Source organism: Streptomyces eurocidicus, assembly GCF_002891295.1.
Classification (GTDB): domain Bacteria; phylum Actinomycetota; class Actinomycetes; order Streptomycetales; family Streptomycetaceae; genus Streptomyces; species Streptomyces eurocidicus.
Map to the genome: position 1 here is coordinate 346,993 of NZ_LGUI01000005.1, position 18,863 is coordinate 365,855.

15 protein-coding genes and 1 pseudogene are annotated in these 18,863 nt (G+C 72.1%); 2 read left to right on the plus strand and 14 right to left on the minus strand.

Annotated elements, in window-relative coordinates:
• Window positions 1–9 precede the first annotated feature (9 nt).
• The 11 genes and pseudogenes from AF335_RS18425 to AF335_RS18480 all read right to left on the minus strand — a co-directional run bounded on the left by AF335_RS18425 (window position 10) and on the right by AF335_RS18480 (window position 11,429).
• Window positions 10–1,331, minus strand: a pseudogene (locus tag AF335_RS18425) (UDP-glucose dehydrogenase family protein).
• A 104-nt stretch (window positions 1,332–1,435) separates the two neighbouring features.
• Window positions 1,436–2,668: an SIR2 family protein gene (locus AF335_RS18430; protein ID WP_102919488.1), complete on the minus strand. Its 1,233-nt coding sequence runs from the start codon at window positions 2,666–2,668 to the stop codon at window positions 1,436–1,438.
• Window positions 2,669–2,916: 248 nt separating this feature from the next.
• Window positions 2,917–3,120, minus strand: a complete 204-nt coding sequence (locus AF335_RS18435) for a hypothetical protein (RefSeq protein WP_102919489.1) — start codon at window positions 3,118–3,120, stop codon at window positions 2,917–2,919.
• Window positions 3,120–3,560 carry a hypothetical protein gene (locus AF335_RS35760; RefSeq protein ID WP_228773553.1) on the minus strand — a complete coding sequence of 147 codons (441 nt, stop codon included), beginning with the start codon at window positions 3,558–3,560 and terminating at the stop codon, window positions 3,120–3,122. Before AF335_RS35760 ends, AF335_RS18435 begins: the two co-directional genes overlap by 1 nt.
• Before the next feature lie 56 nt (window positions 3,561–3,616).
• Window positions 3,617–4,846, minus strand: coding sequence for a helix-turn-helix domain-containing protein (locus AF335_RS18445; protein ID WP_102919490.1), 1,230 nt, complete (start codon window positions 4,844–4,846; stop codon window positions 3,617–3,619).
• Between the two features lie 572 nt (window positions 4,847–5,418).
• Window positions 5,419–6,057, minus strand: a complete 639-nt coding sequence (locus tag AF335_RS18455; protein WP_102919492.1) for a restriction endonuclease — start codon at window positions 6,055–6,057, stop codon at window positions 5,419–5,421.
• Between the two features lie 44 nt (window positions 6,058–6,101).
• Window positions 6,102–6,314: a hypothetical protein gene (locus AF335_RS18460; protein ID WP_102919493.1), complete on the minus strand. Its 213-nt coding sequence runs from the start codon at window positions 6,312–6,314 to the stop codon at window positions 6,102–6,104.
• A gap of 401 nt (window positions 6,315–6,715) precedes the next feature.
• The gene (locus AF335_RS18465) at window positions 6,716–7,867 is read right to left on the minus strand and encodes a magnesium and cobalt transport protein CorA (RefSeq protein WP_102919494.1); all 1,152 of its coding nucleotides are present in this window, start codon (window positions 7,865–7,867) and stop codon (window positions 6,716–6,718) included.
• A gap of 559 nt (window positions 7,868–8,426) precedes the next feature.
• Window positions 8,427–9,776, minus strand: coding sequence for a diaminopimelate decarboxylase (gene lysA / locus AF335_RS18470; RefSeq protein WP_102919495.1), 1,350 nt, complete (start codon window positions 9,774–9,776; stop codon window positions 8,427–8,429).
• 49 nt (window positions 9,777–9,825) lie between these two features.
• A complete protein-coding gene (locus AF335_RS18475; RefSeq protein WP_221505584.1) occupies window positions 9,826–10,224 on the minus strand; it encodes an SAV_915 family protein in 399 nt (132 codons plus the stop codon).
• A 359-nt stretch (window positions 10,225–10,583) separates the two neighbouring features.
• Window positions 10,584–11,429 carry a helix-turn-helix transcriptional regulator gene (locus AF335_RS18480; RefSeq protein ID WP_102919496.1) on the minus strand — a complete coding sequence of 282 codons (846 nt, stop codon included), beginning with the start codon at window positions 11,427–11,429 and terminating at the stop codon, window positions 10,584–10,586.
• A 155-nt stretch (window positions 11,430–11,584) separates the two neighbouring features.
• Between AF335_RS18480 and AF335_RS18485 the strand changes: the two genes are divergently transcribed.
• Both AF335_RS18485 and AF335_RS18490 read left to right on the plus strand, forming a co-directional pair.
• A complete protein-coding gene (locus AF335_RS18485) occupies window positions 11,585–13,390 on the plus strand; it encodes an AMP-binding protein (protein ID WP_102919497.1) in 1,806 nt (601 codons plus the stop codon).
• Window positions 13,387–15,018 (plus strand): AMP-binding protein, encoded by a 1,632-nt coding sequence (locus tag AF335_RS18490; RefSeq protein ID WP_102919498.1) that lies wholly within the window; start codon window positions 13,387–13,389, stop codon window positions 15,016–15,018. The genes AF335_RS18485 and AF335_RS18490 overlap by 4 nt, the downstream gene beginning before the upstream one ends.
• 183 nt (window positions 15,019–15,201) lie before the next feature.
• Here the strand turns inward: AF335_RS18490 and AF335_RS18495 are convergent, their stop codons facing one another.
• From AF335_RS18495 to AF335_RS18505, 3 genes are all read right to left on the minus strand, one after another.
• Complete coding sequence (locus tag AF335_RS18495; RefSeq protein ID WP_102919499.1) at window positions 15,202–15,891, minus strand: hypothetical protein; 690 nt, start codon at window positions 15,889–15,891, stop codon at window positions 15,202–15,204.
• A gap of 228 nt (window positions 15,892–16,119) precedes the next feature.
• The gene (gcl, locus tag AF335_RS18500) at window positions 16,120–17,904 is read right to left on the minus strand and encodes a glyoxylate carboligase (protein WP_228773552.1); all 1,785 of its coding nucleotides are present in this window, start codon (window positions 17,902–17,904) and stop codon (window positions 16,120–16,122) included.
• Window positions 17,901–18,800, minus strand: coding sequence for a 2-hydroxy-3-oxopropionate reductase (locus tag AF335_RS18505; RefSeq protein ID WP_102919500.1), 900 nt, complete (start codon window positions 18,798–18,800; stop codon window positions 17,901–17,903). Before AF335_RS18505 ends, gcl begins: the two co-directional genes overlap by 4 nt.
• Window positions 18,801–18,863: the final 63 nt, after the last annotated feature.

Genomic DNA, 18,863 nt, shown 5'->3' on the forward strand with positions numbered 1-18,863 from the left:
GCCTGGGTCCTATGGCTGTGCGGGTCGGCCGAGCTGGCGTACGGTCCATCCGGCTGTGCGCCAGGTGTCGGCGTTCAGGAGGTTGCGGAGGTCCACGAGGACCGGTTGCTCGACCAGGGTGGACAGCGCCTTGGGGTCGGCGTCGCGGAACTGGGGCCACTCGGTGGCCAGGACGATCAGTTCCGCGCCCTTGACCGACTCCTCCAGGTCTTCCGCGTAGTCGAGCTCGGGGTGGCGTACGAGTGCGGTGGGTATGGCGTGGGGGCCGTGGACCGTGACGGTTGCGCCGCGTTGGTGCATGAGGGCGGCGATGGCGAGGGCCGGAGACTCGCGCACGTCGTCGGTGCCGGCCTTGAAGGAGGCGCCCCACACGGTGACGCGTGCCCCTGCCACCGGTCGGCCGAGGGTCTGCTCGATGAGGGTGAGGACAGCGGTGGGGCGCGATTCGTTGACCTGCTCGGCGGCTCGCAGCAGGGCTGCCGCGTCAAGGACGCCGAGGCTCTGTGCGGAGGCGGTGAACGCGCGCACGTCCTTGGGCAGGCAGCCCCCTCCGTAGCCGGGCCCGGCGTTCAGTCCACCGCGGCCGATGCGCGGGTCGAGACCGATCGCCTCCGTGAGCTGGTGGACATCGGCGCCGGCGGCGGCGCACATGTCGGCGACGCCGTTGATGAAGGAGATCTTCATACCGAGGTAGGCGTTGGCGGCGCCCTTGATCAGTTCGGCGGTGGCGGGGTCGGTGACGAACAGGGGGATCTGGTTGTGCAGCAGCGGGGCGTACACCTGGCGGACCACGTCCTCGGCATGTGGGGAGGGGACGCCTGCGACGATCCGGTCGGGGCGTAGGGTGTCCTCGATGGCGTGGCCTTCGCGGAGGAACTCGGGGTTCCAGACGACCTCGACGTCGGTGCCCGCAGGGGCGAGGCGGGCGAGGAGGGCGGCCAGGTCGCGGGTGGTGCCGACGGTGATCGTGGACTTGCCGATGATCACGCAGGGCGGGTCAGGTGCGGGGCGAGTGCGCGGGCCGCGCCGAAGACCTGGCCGGTGTCGTAGCTGCGTCCGTCGGCGTCGATCGGTGTGCCGACGGCGAGGAAGTGGACGTCGGCGAATGCCGCGGCCTCAGCCAGGTCGGTGGTGAAGCGCAGTCGGCCGGACGCGGTGTGGGCGGCCAGCAGGTCCGGCAGGCCCTCTTCGTAGATGGGGCATTCGCCGGCGTTGAGCCGGTCGATCTTCGCCTGGTCGAGGTCCACGCCGATGACCTCGTGGCCGATCTCGGCCATGGCCGCGGCGTGCGGGATGCCCAGGTGGCCGCAGCCGATGACGGATACGCGCATGGTGCCGGCGCTCCTTTCCCTGTCTCGCCTGCCCGGTGGTCCGGGCCGGTCAGGGGCGACACGCTAGCGCCGCTGTCCGGCCCGGACCTGATCGTGCAGGTAGGTCAGTCGGTGGCCTTGGCGAGGAGGTTGACGAGTTCCGTCAGGCCCTCCGCGGCCGGCTTCCGACAGACCAGGTCGTCGTCCTGGGGGCCTTCCAGCGGGTAGGGCTTGAACTGGCCGTCGTGCCAGAAACCCTCGGGGTCGAGGTAGACGACCTTCAGGCCGCGCTCGCGGGCGCGGGCCTGGACCTTGCGCCGGTCGGCGTGCAGGCCTACGACGAGCAGGGCCTTCGCGCCGTCCACCCACTCGACGTCCGGTACGGCCTGGTCGTAGCGGCGCATGAAGCACTCCTTCAGGCCGGCGCGGGCTGCCAGTACGTCGAAGTTGTTGGTGATCACGGGCCCGACCAGGTGTCCAGTGTCGTGAAGCTCCTTCAGCGCGTGCATGGCGGGCGTCGGCTCGGCCAGGAAGCACGCCTTGAACATCTCGGTGAACTCGGCCGTCTTTTCCTCCGGCTCGGTGAGCACTTCGTGCAGAAGCGGGTCGGAGGTGGGGGAGAGGGCGAAGTGGTGTTCCCGCGGGTCGTCACCCTGGCGGTCGGTGACCCGGTAGATCTCGTGGAGGCGGTGCAGGGGTGGGATGCCGGCCTCCACGGAGGTGCCGCAGCCGATCTCGACCTGGAAGGGCAGGTAATCGGCGAGGGCGGACAGGTCCGGGGCGAGGGTGGGTGTGCCGCGCTGGTCCTTGATCCGGATGCCGGAGGCCAGCACGTCCCAGGGCCGTTGCCGCACGGCCGGCGGTGGGGCGTACTGGGCGGAAGTGATGTGGACGTCGAGGCTGCGGTAGTTCTGCGGGAGCTTGCGGCGGGCCACGGCGTCCTGGGGGTGCAGCGTGAACTGCGTGATCTTGCACTTGAGGTCGCGGCGCATCCACAAGGCGCCGCCGGGGGTGCGCTTCCATCCCCCGACCGCGAGCGCGGCCCTCAGCGCGTCCTCGTGGGCGGTGATCTCGCCGGCGGGCGCGGTCACGGAGTGGTAGAGGTACAGGTCGGTCAGGCCGATCGCGGGGGCGGCCGTGGTCGGCACCAGGTCGTACCGGTAGCGGTAGTGGATGAGGCGCCGCCGGGCGTCGTCGCCCCCGCTCCAGCCCGACTGGCCGGCGGTGGCTTCCTCCTGGGTGCGGCGCCAGATGCCCTCTTCGATGTAGCGGGGACGGTCGGCGTCGCCGAAGTAGGTGTTCCACACCTGCTGCTGCGAGGGGGTGAGCTGGTCGATGACGATGTACGGGATCTCCATGGGATCCCCTCCCTGGTGATGGTCCGTCTGCCCACAGCGATGGGCGGCCGATCGGATGCCGTACGACATGTGCCGGGTCGAGCGCTGTTCCGCCCGGCGAGCCGAGCCGCTGGCTGCCGCCGGGCGGAACGGGTTGTGCTGCGGGGCAGCCCGTCGTAGCTCGGGCGGCTCCTCACCGCGCCTCGTCCAGGGCGGTGTCCGGTGCTCCGGCACCCGGGGGCAGGCCCCAGGCCGGGGGCCGGAGCGGTCTAGGGGGTCGGCTCGGTGACATCCGGCACGGAGAGGGCCGTGGGCCACTCGGCGGAGAGGAGATCGGCAGCCTGGCCGCGCAGGATCCACGCGGGGCCGGCGAGGCCGAGCAGGGCCAGGACGGCCAGGGCGATGCCGCCGGAGTCGCGGTGGACCGGGTTGCTCGGCCCGTGGTCCGGCGCGCGGTGCCGTCCCTCGGGCATCACGGCGCCCCGCCGCGAGAGTGCTCGTGGTCGGCGAGTATGCGTCCGGTCTGGGCGTGCAGGCGCTCAAGGTCGGCCGGCGTGAGGATCAGCACGGCCTCGCTGCGGCCGCCATCTTCGTGGTGCACGAGGATGGCCACCGAGCCCTGCTTGGCACGAGGGTCGTAGACCGCGTCGGTGACGAGCAGGGTCGCGTGTGTCGGCCTGGAGGGCACCGGCTCCAACGTGCTGGCGTCGGCCGACGCGGACCATTCCGGGCCGCCGCCCGGCGGGCGCAGGTGGTACGTCGCGGCACCTTCGCCGGGGAGCGCGACGACGACGCCGACTCGGCCGTTCCGGGCGGTGTCGGAGGCGAGGTCGCCGAGCTGGGGAAGGAACGGGGCCGTTGTGCCTAACTCGGCCCCCTGCGAAGGCAGATGGGGAGTTGGTCGTCCGCTCATGCCCCTGACGCTAGGAACGGGTCAGGGGCCGAATATGAGCCCGAGGAATACGACCCTCATCCGTCCAGGTGGAAGCGGTCGGACATGTGCCGCAACTTCTCGCGTGTGACCGCTCGCTCGGCGTAGACGATGCTGCGAAGGGTGGAGCGGGCGATGGGGTGGTTACGGACGAGCTGGGGTGCGATTCGCTCCGCCCTCTCCAGTTCGCCCAGTGCCTTGTCGCGGTGCCCGTCCCATAGCCAGGCTCGCGCAAGATCCATGTGGTGGTGTCCCTGGCGCGAGTTGGGCAGGGAAGCGACCAGCTCCGGACTGGTGCGGTGGTTTATCGTCAGGGCCTTTCGCTGCTGTCCCATCTCCAGCGCCACACTGATGGCGTGGATCTGGACGTTGCCGGGCGAGAACGTCAGCGAGTGCCTGTCGTACACCGGAGGCCCGGTGTACTCACCCATGCGGTCGGCCGCCGTCCTGGCGAGATTGACGCGGTCTTCCGCCTCCGCTGCCCGGCCGCCACGCGCTGCGGAGACCGCAGCACGGAGCTGGAGCGTGCCCCATGCCCGCAGGGCCAACGGCTCGCCACGCTCGTAGTCCTGCTGAAGAGTGCTGATGGCCTTGTCGGACAGGACGATGGCGTCTTCCCAGTCCGCGCTCGCCCACATGTCCCAGACCCGCATCCAGTCGGCGACCGCGGGCATGACCGGGTCGCCGGACAGCCGTGCGGACCAGGCGGCCCGCTCGCAGGCCATGGCGACCAGCTCTGGGTGACCCAGAGCGTGGGCGGCGGTGTGCGCGAACTTGCAGCACACCGCGTAGATCGCGTAAGCCTCCTCCCGCTCGTGGCCGGTGGTCACCTCGGCGAGGGCGCGTGACTCGCGGAGCAGGTCCGGCAGGACACGCAGGATGGCCACGTTCGCGGCGGCGTCCCGCAGGCGGTGCAGCCGCGTCATCTCCCGCCACAGCTTCGTCGCCGGACGCGGGGTGCCGTCGAACACGGGGACGAGGTCGTAGCGACGCAGTTCCCGCAGGATCGAGGACGCGGCAACCTGCCACTGGTTCTCGTCGGGGGAGCTGGTGTACGGGCGGCCGATCAGATCATTGGGGTGGACGTGCAACTCGGCCGCCAGCAGGTTCAGGACGCCGACCCTGTCCAGTTCGATCAGGCCGCGCTCCATCTTCGAGACCCAGCCCTGCGACTTGCCTAGAGCGGCGGCAAGGTCAGCCTGCGGCATGCCCAGGCGGAGGCGGGCGCGACGGGCTCGGCGACCGATCTCCTCGGCTTCCTCCATCATCAGCGCGCCTCCGACCTGTTGATGGGTCGGCTCGGCTCAGTCGTTCGGCAGGGCATGGTGCCTCCGTCTGTTCAGGCGTCTCTATCAGAACGGTACCTACGCCAGGGCGGAGGCGAACTTGTCATGGTCAAGCCCAGAGTCGCCCAGGCCGGCGCGGCTCGTGCTCGGTCGCCGGGGCCCTCGCCCGGCGCGCCGGGCGAGGGCCCCGGCGGTGGAGCGGACGTCGTCCAGGGTGTGCAGGCGTGCGGCGTGCTGGAGGAACTGCTCGGGGTCGTGGTTCGGGGTTCTCGGCTTCGGTCAGGCGGGGTCGTCGAGGACCTGCTGGGCGTAGTCGGGCACGATCGAAGCTGGCGAATCCGTCGTAACCCTCGCCCTATGGCTCGGCCACTCCGGCCCGACCGTCACCCTCGACCACTACGCCCACTTCATGCCCGAGGCGGGTGGCAGGGGACGAGCTGCGGTCGACGTACTGCTCGGTGCGGTCCCTGAATTCGTCGCAGAGAACCTGGTCGCGGCTTGAGCAACGGGTGGCACAGCACACGCTGTGCCACCCGTTCTCGCCGGCGCGTATGTCATGCCGCTCGACGCCACGGCAAGCGGGAGCCTCTCGTGGGCAGCGCGAGCAGTTCGTGCAGGGGCCTGCCCTTGTGGGCCCAACGGGCCAGCCGGTCGCGGTCCACCCACCGCACGCCGTGGAGGTCGCCCCAAGTCATGGCGTCGCGGGTGAACGAGCCGTTGGTGACGACGACGGCGTGGTTCGCCTTGTGCACGGGACCTGCCGTGCCCTTCACCTGGTACATCACCGACGAGCCGACCTTGCCTCCGACGCGTGTGTGTTTGGCCTGCACCACGATCCGCCCGAGGGGTATTCGGACGCCGATCACGTCCGCGGCCTGGTCCCCGGCCCGGCCCACCTTCCTGGCCGCCCAGCCGTCGCGGACGAGGAGGTCGCGCAGCGCGTACTCGAACTGCTCATCGTCCATCGCGTCCAACTCCGACAAGGTGATCCGTAGACGAGCCAGCCTCTCGCTGTCCGCGCGGCGCCGGCGGTAGCCCCGTATCCGGAGTCCGGCCACGGCGACGGCCAGGGCGAGGACGGCCAGGACCAGCAGCGGCCAGGCCGCAGCGGCCCTCGTCACCGGGTTCGATGCGGCCTGCGCCAGGGCGACCAACACCGCGAGGGCCACGGCCGCCGCACCCAGGGCGTCCATGGTGCCGCGCGGTCGCCATCGGATCTTTCGCCGCGGTCGGGCCGTCACTGCCCGCCCGCCGGTGCGGAGACGGCCGGCTTCGGGGCAGGCTGCTGTTCGGTGTCGCTGTCGCCGAACCCGAAGATCTGACCCCAGAGCCATACCACCGCACACAAGCCGGCCACGGCCCAGACGCTCAGTCCCTTGGCGGACTTCGGCCCCGGCTTGCGGCGGAGGTGGCTTCGTACGCGCACGTATCCGTCCGGAACCTTCGCCATGCTGCATCCCCTCCCTATCGGTCCGCGCCGCGCGGACCTCCAGTTCGGTTGTAGCGGTGGCCACTGACAGAATCTGATGCCCCGTCATGATCGTGCGGGAGGCAAGAGCGTGAGTCGGCCATGTCTTCGCGAGTGTCTACCGGCCCTCGCAGTCCTCTGGTCTGCGCCGAGACTTTCCGGCTGGGTGCCGTGCCGCGGATACGCAGGGCGTTCCGAATGGCCTGTTCCTGTGGAGTGCGGGGAGCGGTGACTGCGCCGGGCGCCGCCGCTCGACGAGGTGGAGGCCCTGAGTCCGGTCGGCCCGCTGCCGTGCGTTCTCCCCGGATTCTCCCCAGGCAGCCTCCGGAGGCACGGTCCGTGATTCGCTGGTGTTAAGTCGATCAAGGGGGTGGGGCGCCTGCCTACAGCCAGTCGCGCTTCTTGAAGATGACGTACAGGCTGGTGCAGACGATCGCCATCAGCACAATCGCGAACGGATACCCGCCCACCCAGTGCAGCTCCGGCATGTTGTCGAAGTTCATGCCGTAGATCGTGCCGACCAGCGTCGGCGCGAACAGGATCGCCGCCCATGACGAGATCTTCTTGATCTCCTCGTTCTGTTCGAAGCCCGCCTCCGCCAAGGCGCGCATCTCGGCGTTCTGCTGCTGGGTGACCAGGGTGGCGTTGACCGCGAGGATGTCGGCCAGGGCCGAGCGGAAGCCGTCTACGCGTTCGCTGGTGTGGGTGACGTGGTCGGCTACGTCGCGGAGGTAGCGCTGGAGTTCGTCGTCGGTGCCGTATTTGGTGAAGCCCGCCATCAGGCCGTGCAGCATGCCTACCAGGGGGCGGGTCGCGCGCTGGAACTCGACCATCTCGCGGGCCAGTTCGTAGATGCGGCGGGAGACCTCCGGGTCGCCGCCGAAGACCTCGGTCTCGATCTCGTCGATGTCGTTCTGGACGCCCCACACGACCGGGGCATAGCCGTCGACCACCGCGTCGAGGATCGCGTACAGCACCGCCTCGGGGCCCAGAGCCAGCAGCTCCGGAGTGCTCTCCATGCGGCGGCGGACGGCGGAGAGGTCGGGTGCCGCGCCGTGCCGGACCGTGATCACGAAGTCGTGGCCGACGAAGATGTGGAGTTCGCCGAAGTCGACCTCCTCGGAGGCGTCCAGATAGCGCGCGGCGCGCAGCACGACGAACAGGGTGTCGCCGTAGCGCTCCAGCTTGGGGCGCTGGTGGGCTTCCAGGGCGTCCTCCACGGCCAGCTGGTGGAGGTCGAACTCCTCGGCCAGCGAGACCAGTTCGCTCTCCGTCGGCCGGTGCAGCCCGATCCACGCCATGCCGTCCGGCTGCTCGCGCAGCCGGCGGTAGGTGTCTGCCAGCGAGGTGGGGGTGCTGATCCGGTGGCCCTCGCGGTAGACGGCCGCGTGGACGATGCTGCCCGCGCCGTTCTCCGGGCCGGCCGGGACCGGGGCGGGCGGGGTGTCGCCTTCGCCCGCGCGGGCGGGCGCCGAGCGGAGCCAGGAGTGCTTCTTCGGTGTCGGCCGCTGACGGCGAGGCGGGTTCTCCGGCATGGGGGCACTCTTCCCTCTCGCTCATCACTGGACCGCAGAACAGGATATACGGACCAAATTACGGACAGCGGACCCAGGCGCGGACAGGAGATGACCGGTCATGATCGACATTCGCTTCTGGTGTGAGCGCATGACGACCGGCCCGTCTCCCACCCTGACCGTACGCGCTCTGAACCGCGCACTGCTGGAGCGGCAGCTCCTGCTCCGCCGTGCCGCGCTGCCCGCGCTCGACGCCGTCGGGCACCTGGTCGGCCTCCAGGCCCGGTCGCCGATGGACCCCTACCACGCGCTCGCCGCCCGCCGGCCCGGACCCGACCCTGCGGCCCTGGCCGCCGCACGTGGCCTCCTGCCGCTCGTCCAGGTCACCCCGCGCGCTCTGTGGGGCCGCGCCGGCGCCGCCGCCTGGATCACGCTCGACGCCTGGGCCGGCCCGGGGGAGACCACGGACCCGGACGACCTCGGCCCCGGCCTCGACCGGCTCCGCGCCCGGGCTGCGGCACGACGTGCGGTTCGGGGAGGTTCCCTGGCCCATCGCCGGAAGAGGACGGGCCGGCCCGACTCAGTCCCCCATGTCCCTGCTCCGCAGATCCTCCAGCGTCTCCCGGCGTATCAGCAGCCTCGCCCGTCCCCCCGACACTGCCGCGACCGGCGGCCTCCCGACGAGGTTGTACGCGGACGCCATCGACACGTGGTACGCCCCGGAGGCCGGCACCGCCAGGACGTCGCCGGGCCGGATGTCACCGGGCAGCGGCACGTCCTCGGCGAGCACGTCGCCCGCCTCGCAGTGCCGGCCCACCACCGTCATGGCACGCGGTGCCTCGCCGGACGCGCGGCCCACGAGCCGGACGGTGTAGCGGACGCCGTACAGCGCCGGGCGCGGATTGTCGCTCATCCCGCCGTCCACCGCGACGAAGACGCGCTCGCCCGTGCGCTTGACCGCGAGGACCCGGTAGAGCGCCACGCCCGCCGGGCCCGCGATCCAGCGCCCCGGCTCCACCGTCAGCCGGGGCACCGGCAGGTCGAACCGGGCGCACTGCAGGACGAGTTCGCCGCACACCCGCTCGGCGTACGCCCGGGGGTCGACGGTCGGCTCGCCCTCGCGGTAGGGGATCGCGAAACCGCCGCCGAGGTCGAGCTCCGGGAAGGTCACGCCGTGGCGCTCGCGCAGCCGGGCCAGGAACGGGACGAGCCGCCGCACCGCCGTGACGTACGGGTCGAGGCCGGTGATCTGCGAACCCAGGTGGCAGTGCAGACCGGTGAGTTCGAGCCGGTGCTGCCCGAGGACCCGCGCCACCGCGTCCTCGGCCTCCCCGCCCGTGAGCGGCAGCCCGAACTTCTGGCCCGCCACCCCCGTACGGACCGCCGCGTGCGCCCCGGCCGCCACGTCCGGCACCACCCGCACCAGCACCCGCTGACGGGCGCCCGGCGGCACCAGCGCGGCGAGCCGGGCCACCTCGCCGGTGCTGTCGATGACGACGCGGCCCACGCCCAGGCGCAGCGCGGCCCGCAGGTCGTCAGGGCTCTTGGCGTTGCCGTGCAGGACGATCCGCTCCGCGGGGAACCCGGCGAGCGCGGCGAGCTCCAGCTCCCCGGCGGAGCAGACGTCCAGGTGCAGGCCCTCCTCCTCGATCCAGCGGATCATCGCCCGGGAGAGGAACGCCTTGCCGGCGTACGCGACGTCGGAGGTCGGGAGCGCCGCGCGCCAGGCGCGCGCCCTGGCCCGTACCTCGTCCTCGTCGATGACATAGGAAGGGGTGCCGAAGCGGTCGGCGAGCTCGGCGAGCGGTACGCCGCCGACGGCCAGGTCGCCGCCGGGCAGGACCCGGGTGGACGCCGGCCAGACCCCGGCGGCGGGCGCGGGCGCCTCGGGGAGCGGGGTACGGGAACGGGGGGCGAGGGGTACGGACATGGTGATCTCCAGCGGGGAAGGGCGGCGTGGTCGGTGGGGTCCGCCCGGCTCAGCCGGGAAGGGGCGGCAACTGCTCGGGCACACCGTCCGGCGCGGACCGCACCGCGGGGGCCGTGAGCTGGGGATCCACGGAGACGAGCGCGACGCCGAGGGGCGCGGCGAGGGCGCGCACGGCCGGGAGGGCGAGGCGGACGGACACCTGGCCGGGGCCCAGGACGTCCGAGAGCCGTCGCGCGGTGGTGAAGGCGACGGCGGTCCGGTCGCCGAGGGGCGACCGGAAGACCCGCAGGGCGAAACCGCTGGGGCAGGGCCGGACGGGGACGTAGAGCGCGCGCTCGGGGGCCCGCCCGGCGGGATGGGACGGTTCGGAGGGTTCCCCCTCGTCGGCCTGCGGGCCGTCGACGGCGGCGATGGCGGCGGCTTCGGCGGGGTTACGGCTCAGGTGCATGACGGTCCTCGAAGGGGTGTGGAAGTCATCGAGAGGTGTCGGGGAAGGCGATACGTGCCGGTACGGCGGTGTTCCGTGCGACCGGAGGTACGGCCGGCGGGACGAAGAGGTGCGAGATGCCGCGGACGTGGTGGGACGAGCCGCCCGTGACGTCGTGCGGCCCGCTCACGCTATGCCCGTCCCACGCCCGCCGAAGCGCCTCATTGACAGCCTGTTGACCCTGAGTGCCACTCCTTTGACGCTTCTTTGACATCGGTCCCGGGGCGCTGTCCGGAGTGCGGACGGGGGGGCCGGATGGAGGGGGGAAGGAAGGATGGACGGAGGGCGCGTACGGGGCGTACGGGGGCGGGTGCGCGCCCTTACGGAAGCACCCCCGCCTTCCGCGCCGCCACCACCGCCTCCAGCCGGGTGTGCACCCCCAGCTTCCGCATCCCGGAGCGCAGATAGCTCTTGACCGTCTCCGGCCGGAGCCCCAGCCGCTCCGCCGCCCCCGCGTTCGTCGCGCCCGAGGCCACGCACGCCAGCACATCGATCTCGCGCGGCGACAGATCGGCGTGCGGGCCGTCCGCGCCGGCCGTCCGTACGCCGCCGGAGGCGGCCAGGGCCAGGCGCCGGCACGCGGTCAGGAGGTCCTGGCGGAGGGCCGGATCGGTGACGCGGTGGGCTAGGGCCCGCAGTTCGCCGTGGGCCTCGCGGACCTCCTCCCACATCGCCGGGTCCGCCGTCGTCGGCTGATGGGCGACCGACAGCAGCCGCAGGGCCTCGTCCTGCACGGCCAGCGCCTGCTCCAGCTCGCGCGCCGCGTCCACCGCCGTGGTCAGCGCGCGGTCGCCGAGCGGGAGGGGTCGCCGCAGCGCGCCGTAGAGGACCCCGCGCACCCGGCCCCGTACGACGACGGGCACCGCCATCACCGAGCGCAGCCCCTCCGCGGCCACCGCCGCGTCGTACTCGTGCGTGATGACGTGCGAGGAGTGGTAGTCCGTGACCGACAGCGGCCGGCCCAGGGCCGCGACCTTGCCGCCCAGGCCGCTGCCGGTGCGGATGGCCAGGCCGCGGAGCGCGGGCGTCGCGGTGCCGGACATGTTCGATATCCGGAGCTGTCGTGAGCCACCCAGCAGCCCGCCGAAGGCCACCGGGATCCCCGCACCCCTGCGCATCCGTAACAGCGCCGCCCGCACCTCCGCGGTCCCGTCCGCATCCCCCATCACTGCCTCCCCGGTCCGGACCCGGAGTCGGAATCTCCGTATCCAATGAAATGCGGCCACCCCCGTCCGGGGGTGGTGAGACTCAGATCACCGTCGCACGATGCTAACCAGCGGGCCGGCGACGCGCCCTGCGATATGGAGGACATGTGACGTCTATGAGCCTGACAGACGCGGACGGAACAAGCGGTTCGGCGACGGACGAGTTCCGGACGGCCCGGGACTTCCTGCTGGCCCACCGGGACGACTACCGGACGGCGTACGAGGGCTTCGTCTGGCCCCGGCCCCGGGAGTTCAACTGGGCGCTCGACTGGTTCGACGCCCTGGCCGAGGGCAACGACCGCACCGCGCTGTGGATCGTGGAGGAGGACGGCAGCGAGTCCCGGCGGTCCTTCGACGACCTGCGCCGGAGCTCGGCCCGGCTCGCCAACTGGCTGCGCGCGCGGGGCGTACGGGCCGGTGACCGGATCCTCGTCATGCTCGGCAACCAGACCGAGCTGTGGGAGACCGCCCTCGCCGCGATGAAGCTGCGCGCCGTGGTCATCCCCGCCACCCCGCTGCTGGGCACCGCCGATCTGGCCGACCGGGTCGAGCGCGGCCGGGCCGCCCATGTGATCGTCAGGACCGGGGACACGGAGAAGTTCGCGGACGTCCCCGGCGACTACACCCGGATCGCGGTGGGCGGCGGCGCCCCGGCGCCCTGGCTGGCCTACGAGGACCACGAAAACTACGAGAACCACCAGAATCACCAGAACTACGAGAACCACCAGAACTGCGAGCCCGCCGACCCGGTCGGAGGCGGCACGGGCCACGCGGGCCCCGACGGCACCACCCACCCCGGCGACGTCTTCGTCCCCGACGGCCCCACCCTCGCCGACGATCCCCTCCTCCTCTACTTCACCTCAGGCACCACCGCCCGCCCCAAGCTCGTCCAGCACACCCATGTGTCCTACCCTGTCGGTCACTTGACGACCATGTACTGGATCGGGCTGCGGCCCGGCGACGTCCACCTCAACATCTCCTCGCCCGGCTGGGCCAAGCACGCCTGGTCCAACCTCTTCGCCCCCTGGAACGCCGAAGCCACCGTCTTCGTGCACAACTACACCCGCTTCGACGCCGCCCGGCTGATGAGCGAGATGGACCGCGCGGGCGTGACGACCTTCTGCGCGCCGCCCACCGTCTGGCGGATGCTCATCCAGGCCGACCTCGGCGCGCTGCGCACCCCGCCGCGCGAGGCCGTCGCCGCCGGCGAACCCCTCAACCCCGAGGTCATCGAGACCGTACGGCGCGCCTGGGGCATGACCGTCCGGGACGGCTTCGGCCAGACCGAGACCTCCGTGCAGATCGCCAACTCGCCCGGACAGCCCCTCAAGACCGGCTCCATGGGCCGCCCCGGCCCCGGCTTCACCATCGTCCTCCTGGACCCCGTCACCGGTGAGCCCGCCGACGAGGGCGAGATCGCCCTCGACCTGAGCGAGCGGCCCGTCGGGGTGATGACCGGCTACGAGGGCGACCCCGAGCGCACCGCCGAGGCCATGGCGGGCGGCTACTACCGCACCGGCGACATTGCCTCTCGCGACGCCGACGGGTACCTGACTTACGTGGGTCGGGGCGACGATGTCTTCAAATCGAGTGACTATAAGGTGAGTCCGTTCGAGCTGGAGAGCGCCCTCCTGGAGCACGAGGCCGTCGCCGAGGCGGCCGTCGTCCCCGCTCCCGACCCGCTGCGGCTCGCCGTCCCCAAGGCGTACGTCGTCCTCGCCGAGGGCTGGGAGCCCGGTCCCGCCACCGCGAAGGCGCTCTTCGCGCACTCCCGCGCCACGCTCGCGCCCTACAAGCGGGTGCGCCGCCTGGAGTTCGCCGAGCTGCCCAAGACCGTGTCCGGCAAGATCCGCCGCGTCGAGCTGCGCGACCGCACCGCGCGGGGCGGCGGGCACGAGTACCGAGAGGAAGATCACCGGTGACCACACCCTCGTACACGGCGGGGACCACTTCCGTCCCGCTGATCGAAGACACCATCGGCGCCGATCTCGCCTTCACGATCGAACGGTTCGGTGACCGCGAGGCGCTGGTCGACGCGGTGAGCGGCCGCCGCTGGACCTACGCGGAGTTCGGCCGGGCCGTCACGGAGGTCGCGCTCGGGCTGCTCGCCAAGGGGGTGGCGCAGGGCGACCGGGTCGGGATCTGGGCCGTCAACTGCCCCGAGTGGGTGATGGTCCAGTACGCCACCGCCCGCGTCGGCGCGGTCATGGTGAACATCAACCCCGCCTACCGCGTCCACGAGCTGGGCTACGTCCTGCGCCAGGCCGGGGTGAGCGTGCTCGTCGCCTCCGTCGAACACAAGACCAGCGACTATCGAAGGATGGTCGAACAGGTCCGCGCCGACTGCCCCGCCCTGCGCGACGTCGTATATATCGACGACCCCACCTGGGCCGGGCTCGTCCGCCTCGGTGAGGGGGTGGATCCCGCGCGGCTCGCCGAGCGCGAGGCGCGGATCGGCTGCCACGACCCCGTCAACATCCAGTACACCTCGGGCACCACGGGCTTCGCCAAGGGCGCCACCCTCTCCCACCACAACATCCTCAACAACGGTTACTTCGTCGGAGAGCTCCTCGGCTACACCGAGACCGACCGGGTGTGTCTGCCGGTGCCCTTCTACCACTGCTTCGGCATGGTCATGGGCAACCTCGCGATCACCTCGCACGGTGCCTGCGCCGTCATCCCCGCCCTCTCCTTCGATCCCGCCGCCACCCTGCGCGCCGTGCAGGACGAGCGCTGTACCTCGCTCTACGGCGTCCCCACCATGTTCATCGCGATGCTGGGCCTCCCCGGCTTCGCCGCCCACGACCTCTCCGCGCTGCGCACCGGGGTCATGGCCGGCTCGCCCTGCCCGGAGGAGGTGATGAAGCGGGTGGTCACCGAGATGCACATGGCCGAGGTCGCCATCTGCTACGGGATGACGGAGACCTCACCGGTCTCCACCCAGACCCGGCGCGACGACGACCTGGCGCGGCGCACCGGCACCGTCGGCCGGGTGCTGCCGCACATCGAGGTCAAGGTCGTCGACCCGGCGACCGGGGACACCGTCGGCCGCGGTGAGCCGGGGGAGCTGTGCACCCGCGGCTATTCGGTGATGCTCGGCTACTGGGAGGAGCCCGAACGCACCGCCGAGGTCGTGGACGAGGACCGCTGGATGCACACCGGTGACCTCGCGATGATGGACGAGGACGGCTACGTCCGGATCGTCGGCCGCATCAAGGACATGATCATCAGGGGTGGGGAGAACGTCTACCCCAGGGAGATCGAGGAGTTCCTCTACACCCATCCCAAGATCGCCGATGTGCAGGTCGTCGGCGTCCCCGACGAGAAGTACGGCGAGGAGATCATGGCCTGTGTGATCCTCCGCGACCCCGCCGACACCCTCACCCGTGACGAGCTCGCCCGGTACTGCCGGGGCCGGCTCGCGCACTACAAGGTGCCCCGCCATCTGCGGGTGCTGCGGGAGTTCCCGATGACGGTCAGCGGCAAGGTCCGCAAGGTGGAGCTGCGGGAGCAGGCCACCGCGGTCCTGGAGACGGCCGTGACGCCCTAACCGTGACGCCCTAGGACCTGCCCGGCGGGACTTCCCCTTGACCCGCCGGACAGACCTGGCGTGGAGGGCCCGCGATCCCCCGTACGTTTCGCGGGCCCACAACAGAGTTTCCGCCCGTGGTCCCCAACTCGCCATCGAACGGCGCCGGTTCAGAGGAAGAATTGAGGTTCGCGGTTCCGGCGGTCAGTTCGGGCCCTGTTCGAGCAGTGCGTCGGCCGGGCCGTTGAGCGGCTGCGGGGTGCCGGTCAGGTCCATCACGAAGAGGGGCATGCCCAGCTCGTCCGCGCGGGCCCGGCCCTCGCGCTCGTAGCCCGCCAGGGAGAAGAAGACGCCCGACGCGGAATCGATCAGACCGTGCAGCCACAGACACTCCACGGCGCGCAGGGACGTGGGCAGGGTCGTCGGGTCGACCCGGGCGACCAGGCCCACACCGCGCAGGTCAACACCGGAGTCGGGAGCCACACCCGGACGGGTGACGCCCGTGAACCCCAGCCAGGTGAGATAGCGCTCGGCCGCCACCACCGCGTCCTCCGCGGTGCGGATGGCGACCGGGCGGAATTCGGGCCGCAGCGCCGCGGGCGCCGGCGGGCCCGAGTCCGTCGAGGGCTCGCGCACCGGCTGCACCGGAAGCCGCACCACGGTGCCGCACGAGCAGCCGAACTCCGGTCGCGGCCACTGGTCCTGGCGGTCGCAGGAGGGGCAGCGCACGGCCACCCAGGAGTCGCGCCACGTGCGGTGGGCCAGTAACTCCGGTGTGGCGTCGGGAAGGACGGGAAGGGTGAGGGGTGCGCCGCAGGCGCAAGGGAAGGTGGGCGGGGTGAAGGAGTGCTCCCGACGACACGTCGGGCAGTGAACCGGCACGCTCTTGGCCATCTTCGGCTCCAGCAACGTAGTCCGCAGGGGATGAGTACGGGCCCATCGTCCACGATGCGGGCGCGCTGGGGGAGCGAATGCCGAAGCGGACGGGCACGCCCCCGGCGCCCGCCGGAGGAGTGCCGGACGGCGGTGGCGCGGGGGCGTGCGGGGACGCCGGGGTCACCGCCGCACCCGTGCCGCCCGTGCTCCGGGGGCGGCACGGGAGGTCGTCACCCCCTCGCGGTCTCAGCCGGCGGGCGGGGGCTCGAACTCCCGGACGGCGTCGATGTCCGGGCCGTGCGGGGTGTTCGCCTCGCGCTCGATGAGGATCTCGACCAGTGCCGGCCGTGAGGTCGCCGCCGCCCGCTCCCGGGCCCACTCGACGGCGGGCCGGATGTCCGCCGGGTCCACCACGCGCCTGCCTGAACAGCCGTACGCCTCCATCAGCTTGACGTGATTGGTGCCGGTCTCGTCGTAGTGGATGTCGACCTGGTAGTTCATGCCGTACCCGGCCGACGCCTGGCGGATGAGGCCGAGGTAGGCGTTGTTCAGCATGATCAGCACGCAGGGGATGTCGTACTGCGCGGCGACCGCCAGCTCCTCGACCGTGTACTGGAAGCCGTAGTCGCCCACGATGCCCACGACCTCGGTGTCGCCCCGGCCCATCCCCTGGAGCGCCTTCTTCACCCCGATGGCGGCCGGGAGCTCCCAGCCGAGCGGGCCGGCCTGGCCGCAGACCTGGTAGTGACGGGGCCGGTGGGCCTTCTGATGCTGGCCGCCCCAGATCTGGTAGAGCCCGATGGCGGTGACGAAGTAGGTGTCCTCGCCGAAGATCTCGTTGATCTCCTTGTAGACGCGGGGCGCCTTGACGGGAACGGTGTCGAAGTCCTCGCGGCGGGTGAGGGTGCGCTTGAGCGTCCGGCAGCGCGCGGTCCACGGCTCCCAGGAGGCGAGGGGCGCCCGGGCGGCGGCCCGGGCCCGGGCCGCGGCCAGCAGGGCGGCGAGGAACAGCCGGGCGTCGGAGACGATGCCGAGCTCCGGTTCGATGACCTTGCCCAGCTGGGACGGTTCGATGTCGACGTGGACGAACGTCCGCCCGCCCCGGTAGACGGAGAGGTCGCCGCCCGTGTGCCGGTCGCCGAAACGGGCGCCGACGGCGAGCACGAAGTCCGCTTCCAGGAAGGACGCGTTGGCGTACCGCTGGGAGGTCTGGATGCCGGTGGTGCCCATGTTGAGCTCGTGGTCGTCCTCGATGACGCCCTTGCCCATGAGCGTGACCTGGAACGGCACCCGCAGGTACTCGACCAGCGCGCGCAGCTCGGCCGCCGCCTCGGCGAGGATCACCCCGCCGCCGGCCAGCACCAGCGGCCGTTCGGAGGCCAGCAGCAGATCCAGGGCGGCCTCGACGCGCGGTGGGTGCGGCGCGACGGCCGCGACCGGCAGCCGGGCGTCGAGGGCGGGGTCGTAGCGGATCTCGTGCCGGGCGAGGTCGACCGGGATGTCGATCAGCACCGGGCCCGGCCGTCCCTCGCGGGCGGTGCGGAACGCCTCCCGGAAGGCCCAGGGGATCTGCGCGGCCTCCTTGATCTGCGTGGCCCATTTGGTGACCGGCCGGACGATCTCCACGATGTCGACCGCCTGGAACGCCTCCTGGTGCAGCTTGGCGGAGGCGGCCTGCCCGGTGACGCACACCATCGGCACGGAGTCCGCGAACGCGGTGTAGAGCCCGGTGACGAGGTTGGTGGCGCCGGGCCCGGACGTGGCGAGGGCGACGCCGACGCGGCCGTTGGTACGGGCCCACCCGTCGGCCATGTGCGTCGCGCCCTCCTCGTGCCGGACGATGAGGTGCTCGATGCCGCCCACGGTCTCCATCGCCTTGTACAACGGCAGGACGGCGGCCCCGGGGCAGCCGAAGGCGATGTCGACGCCCTCGTCCTTCATGATGCGTACGGCCGCCTCCATGGCGGGCATCCGGGCGACGGCCGGGCGCCTGGATGCCGCGCGGTCCCCGTACGCCGGGGCGGTGGTCATGACGCCGTCCCCGACAGCAGCTCGACGCCGCGCAGCAGCGCCGAGTGGTCCAGGCCGCCGTCGCCGCGCGCGCGGGCCGAGGCCATCAGGGTCGCGGCGGCGCTCCCGAGCGGGAGGGCGGCGCCGACGGCGCGCGCGGCGTCGGTGACGATGCCCATGTCCTTGTGGTGCAGGTCGACGCGGAAGCCGGGGGCGTACTCGCGGGTGAGGAAGTTCCGCCGCTTGCGGCTGAGGACGGCCGAGCCGGCCAGGCCGCCGCCGAGCACGTCCAGTGCGGTGGCGAGGTCCACACCGGACTTCTCCAGCAGTACGACGGCCTCCGCGCACGCCTGGAGGGTGACGGCGACGATCAGCTGGTTGGCGGCCTTCACGGTCTGGCCGGCGCCGTGGCCGCCGCATCGCGCGACGGTCGTGCCGAAGGTGCCGAGGAGCGGCTTCGCGGCGGCGAAGTCCGCCGCCGTGCCGCCCACCATGACGGACAGCGCCCCCTCCACGGCCCCGGCCTCGCCGCCGGAGACGGGGGCGTCGAGGACGCGGACGCCCTTGCCGCCGGCCGCGGCGGCCTCGGCGAGGGCGACGGAGGTGCGCGGGGCCACGGTCGACATGTCGATCAGGAGCGCGCCCGGCCGGGCGTGGGCGAGGACGCCGTCGGCGCCGAGGGCGACCGCCTCGACCTGCGGGTCGGCCGGGAGCATGGTGACGATCACGTCGGCGCCGCGGACCGCCTCGGCGACCGAGGCCGCGGGGGTGCCGCCGGCGGCGGCGAGCCGGTCGAGCTTGTGCGCCTCCAGGGTGTGCCCGGTGACCGGGTATCCGGCCTTGATCAGGTGCTCGGACATGGGCGAGCCCATGACGCCGAGGCCGATCCAGGCGACGTGCGGGAGTGCGGTGGGCATGCGGAGGGCCCTTCTCGTGGGGTCTCGTGGGAGCCTTGCGAAGTCCTCGGGGGGGGGCGGGCG

Coding starts and splice junctions, on each gene's coding strand:
- AF335_RS18480 (WP_102919496.1), bottom strand. CDS start 11,429: ATGGGGGATGCGGACGGGACCGCGGAGGTGCGGGCGGCGCTGTTACGG.
- AF335_RS18430 (WP_102919488.1), bottom strand. CDS start 2,668: ATGGAGATCCCGTACATCGTCATCGACCAGCTCACCCCCTCGCAGCAG.
- AF335_RS18435 (WP_102919489.1), bottom strand. CDS start 3,120: ATGCCCGAGGGACGGCACCGCGCGCCGGACCACGGGCCGAGCAACCCG.
- AF335_RS18495 (WP_102919499.1), bottom strand. CDS start 15,891: ATGGCCAAGAGCGTGCCGGTTCACTGCCCGACGTGTCGTCGGGAGCAC.
- AF335_RS18445 (WP_102919490.1), bottom strand. CDS start 4,846: ATGATGGAGGAAGCCGAGGAGATCGGTCGCCGAGCCCGTCGCGCCCGC.
- lysA (WP_102919495.1), bottom strand. CDS start 9,776: ATGTCCGTACCCCTCGCCCCCCGTTCCCGTACCCCGCTCCCCGAGGCG.
- gcl (WP_228773552.1), bottom strand. CDS start 17,904: ATGACCACCGCCCCGGCGTACGGGGACCGCGCGGCATCCAGGCGCCCG.
- AF335_RS18485 (WP_102919497.1), top strand. CDS start 11,585: ATGAGCCTGACAGACGCGGACGGAACAAGCGGTTCGGCGACGGACGAG.
- AF335_RS18465 (WP_102919494.1), bottom strand. CDS start 7,867: ATGCCGGAGAACCCGCCTCGCCGTCAGCGGCCGACACCGAAGAAGCAC.
- AF335_RS18460 (WP_102919493.1), bottom strand. CDS start 6,314: ATGGCGAAGGTTCCGGACGGATACGTGCGCGTACGAAGCCACCTCCGC.
- AF335_RS18505 (WP_102919500.1), bottom strand. CDS start 18,800: ATGCCCACCGCACTCCCGCACGTCGCCTGGATCGGCCTCGGCGTCATG.
- AF335_RS18475 (WP_221505584.1), bottom strand. CDS start 10,224: ATGCACCTGAGCCGTAACCCCGCCGAAGCCGCCGCCATCGCCGCCGTC.
- AF335_RS35760 (WP_228773553.1), bottom strand. CDS start 3,560: ATGAGCGGACGACCAACTCCCCATCTGCCTTCGCAGGGGGCCGAGTTA.
- AF335_RS18455 (WP_102919492.1), bottom strand. CDS start 6,057: ATGGACGCCCTGGGTGCGGCGGCCGTGGCCCTCGCGGTGTTGGTCGCC.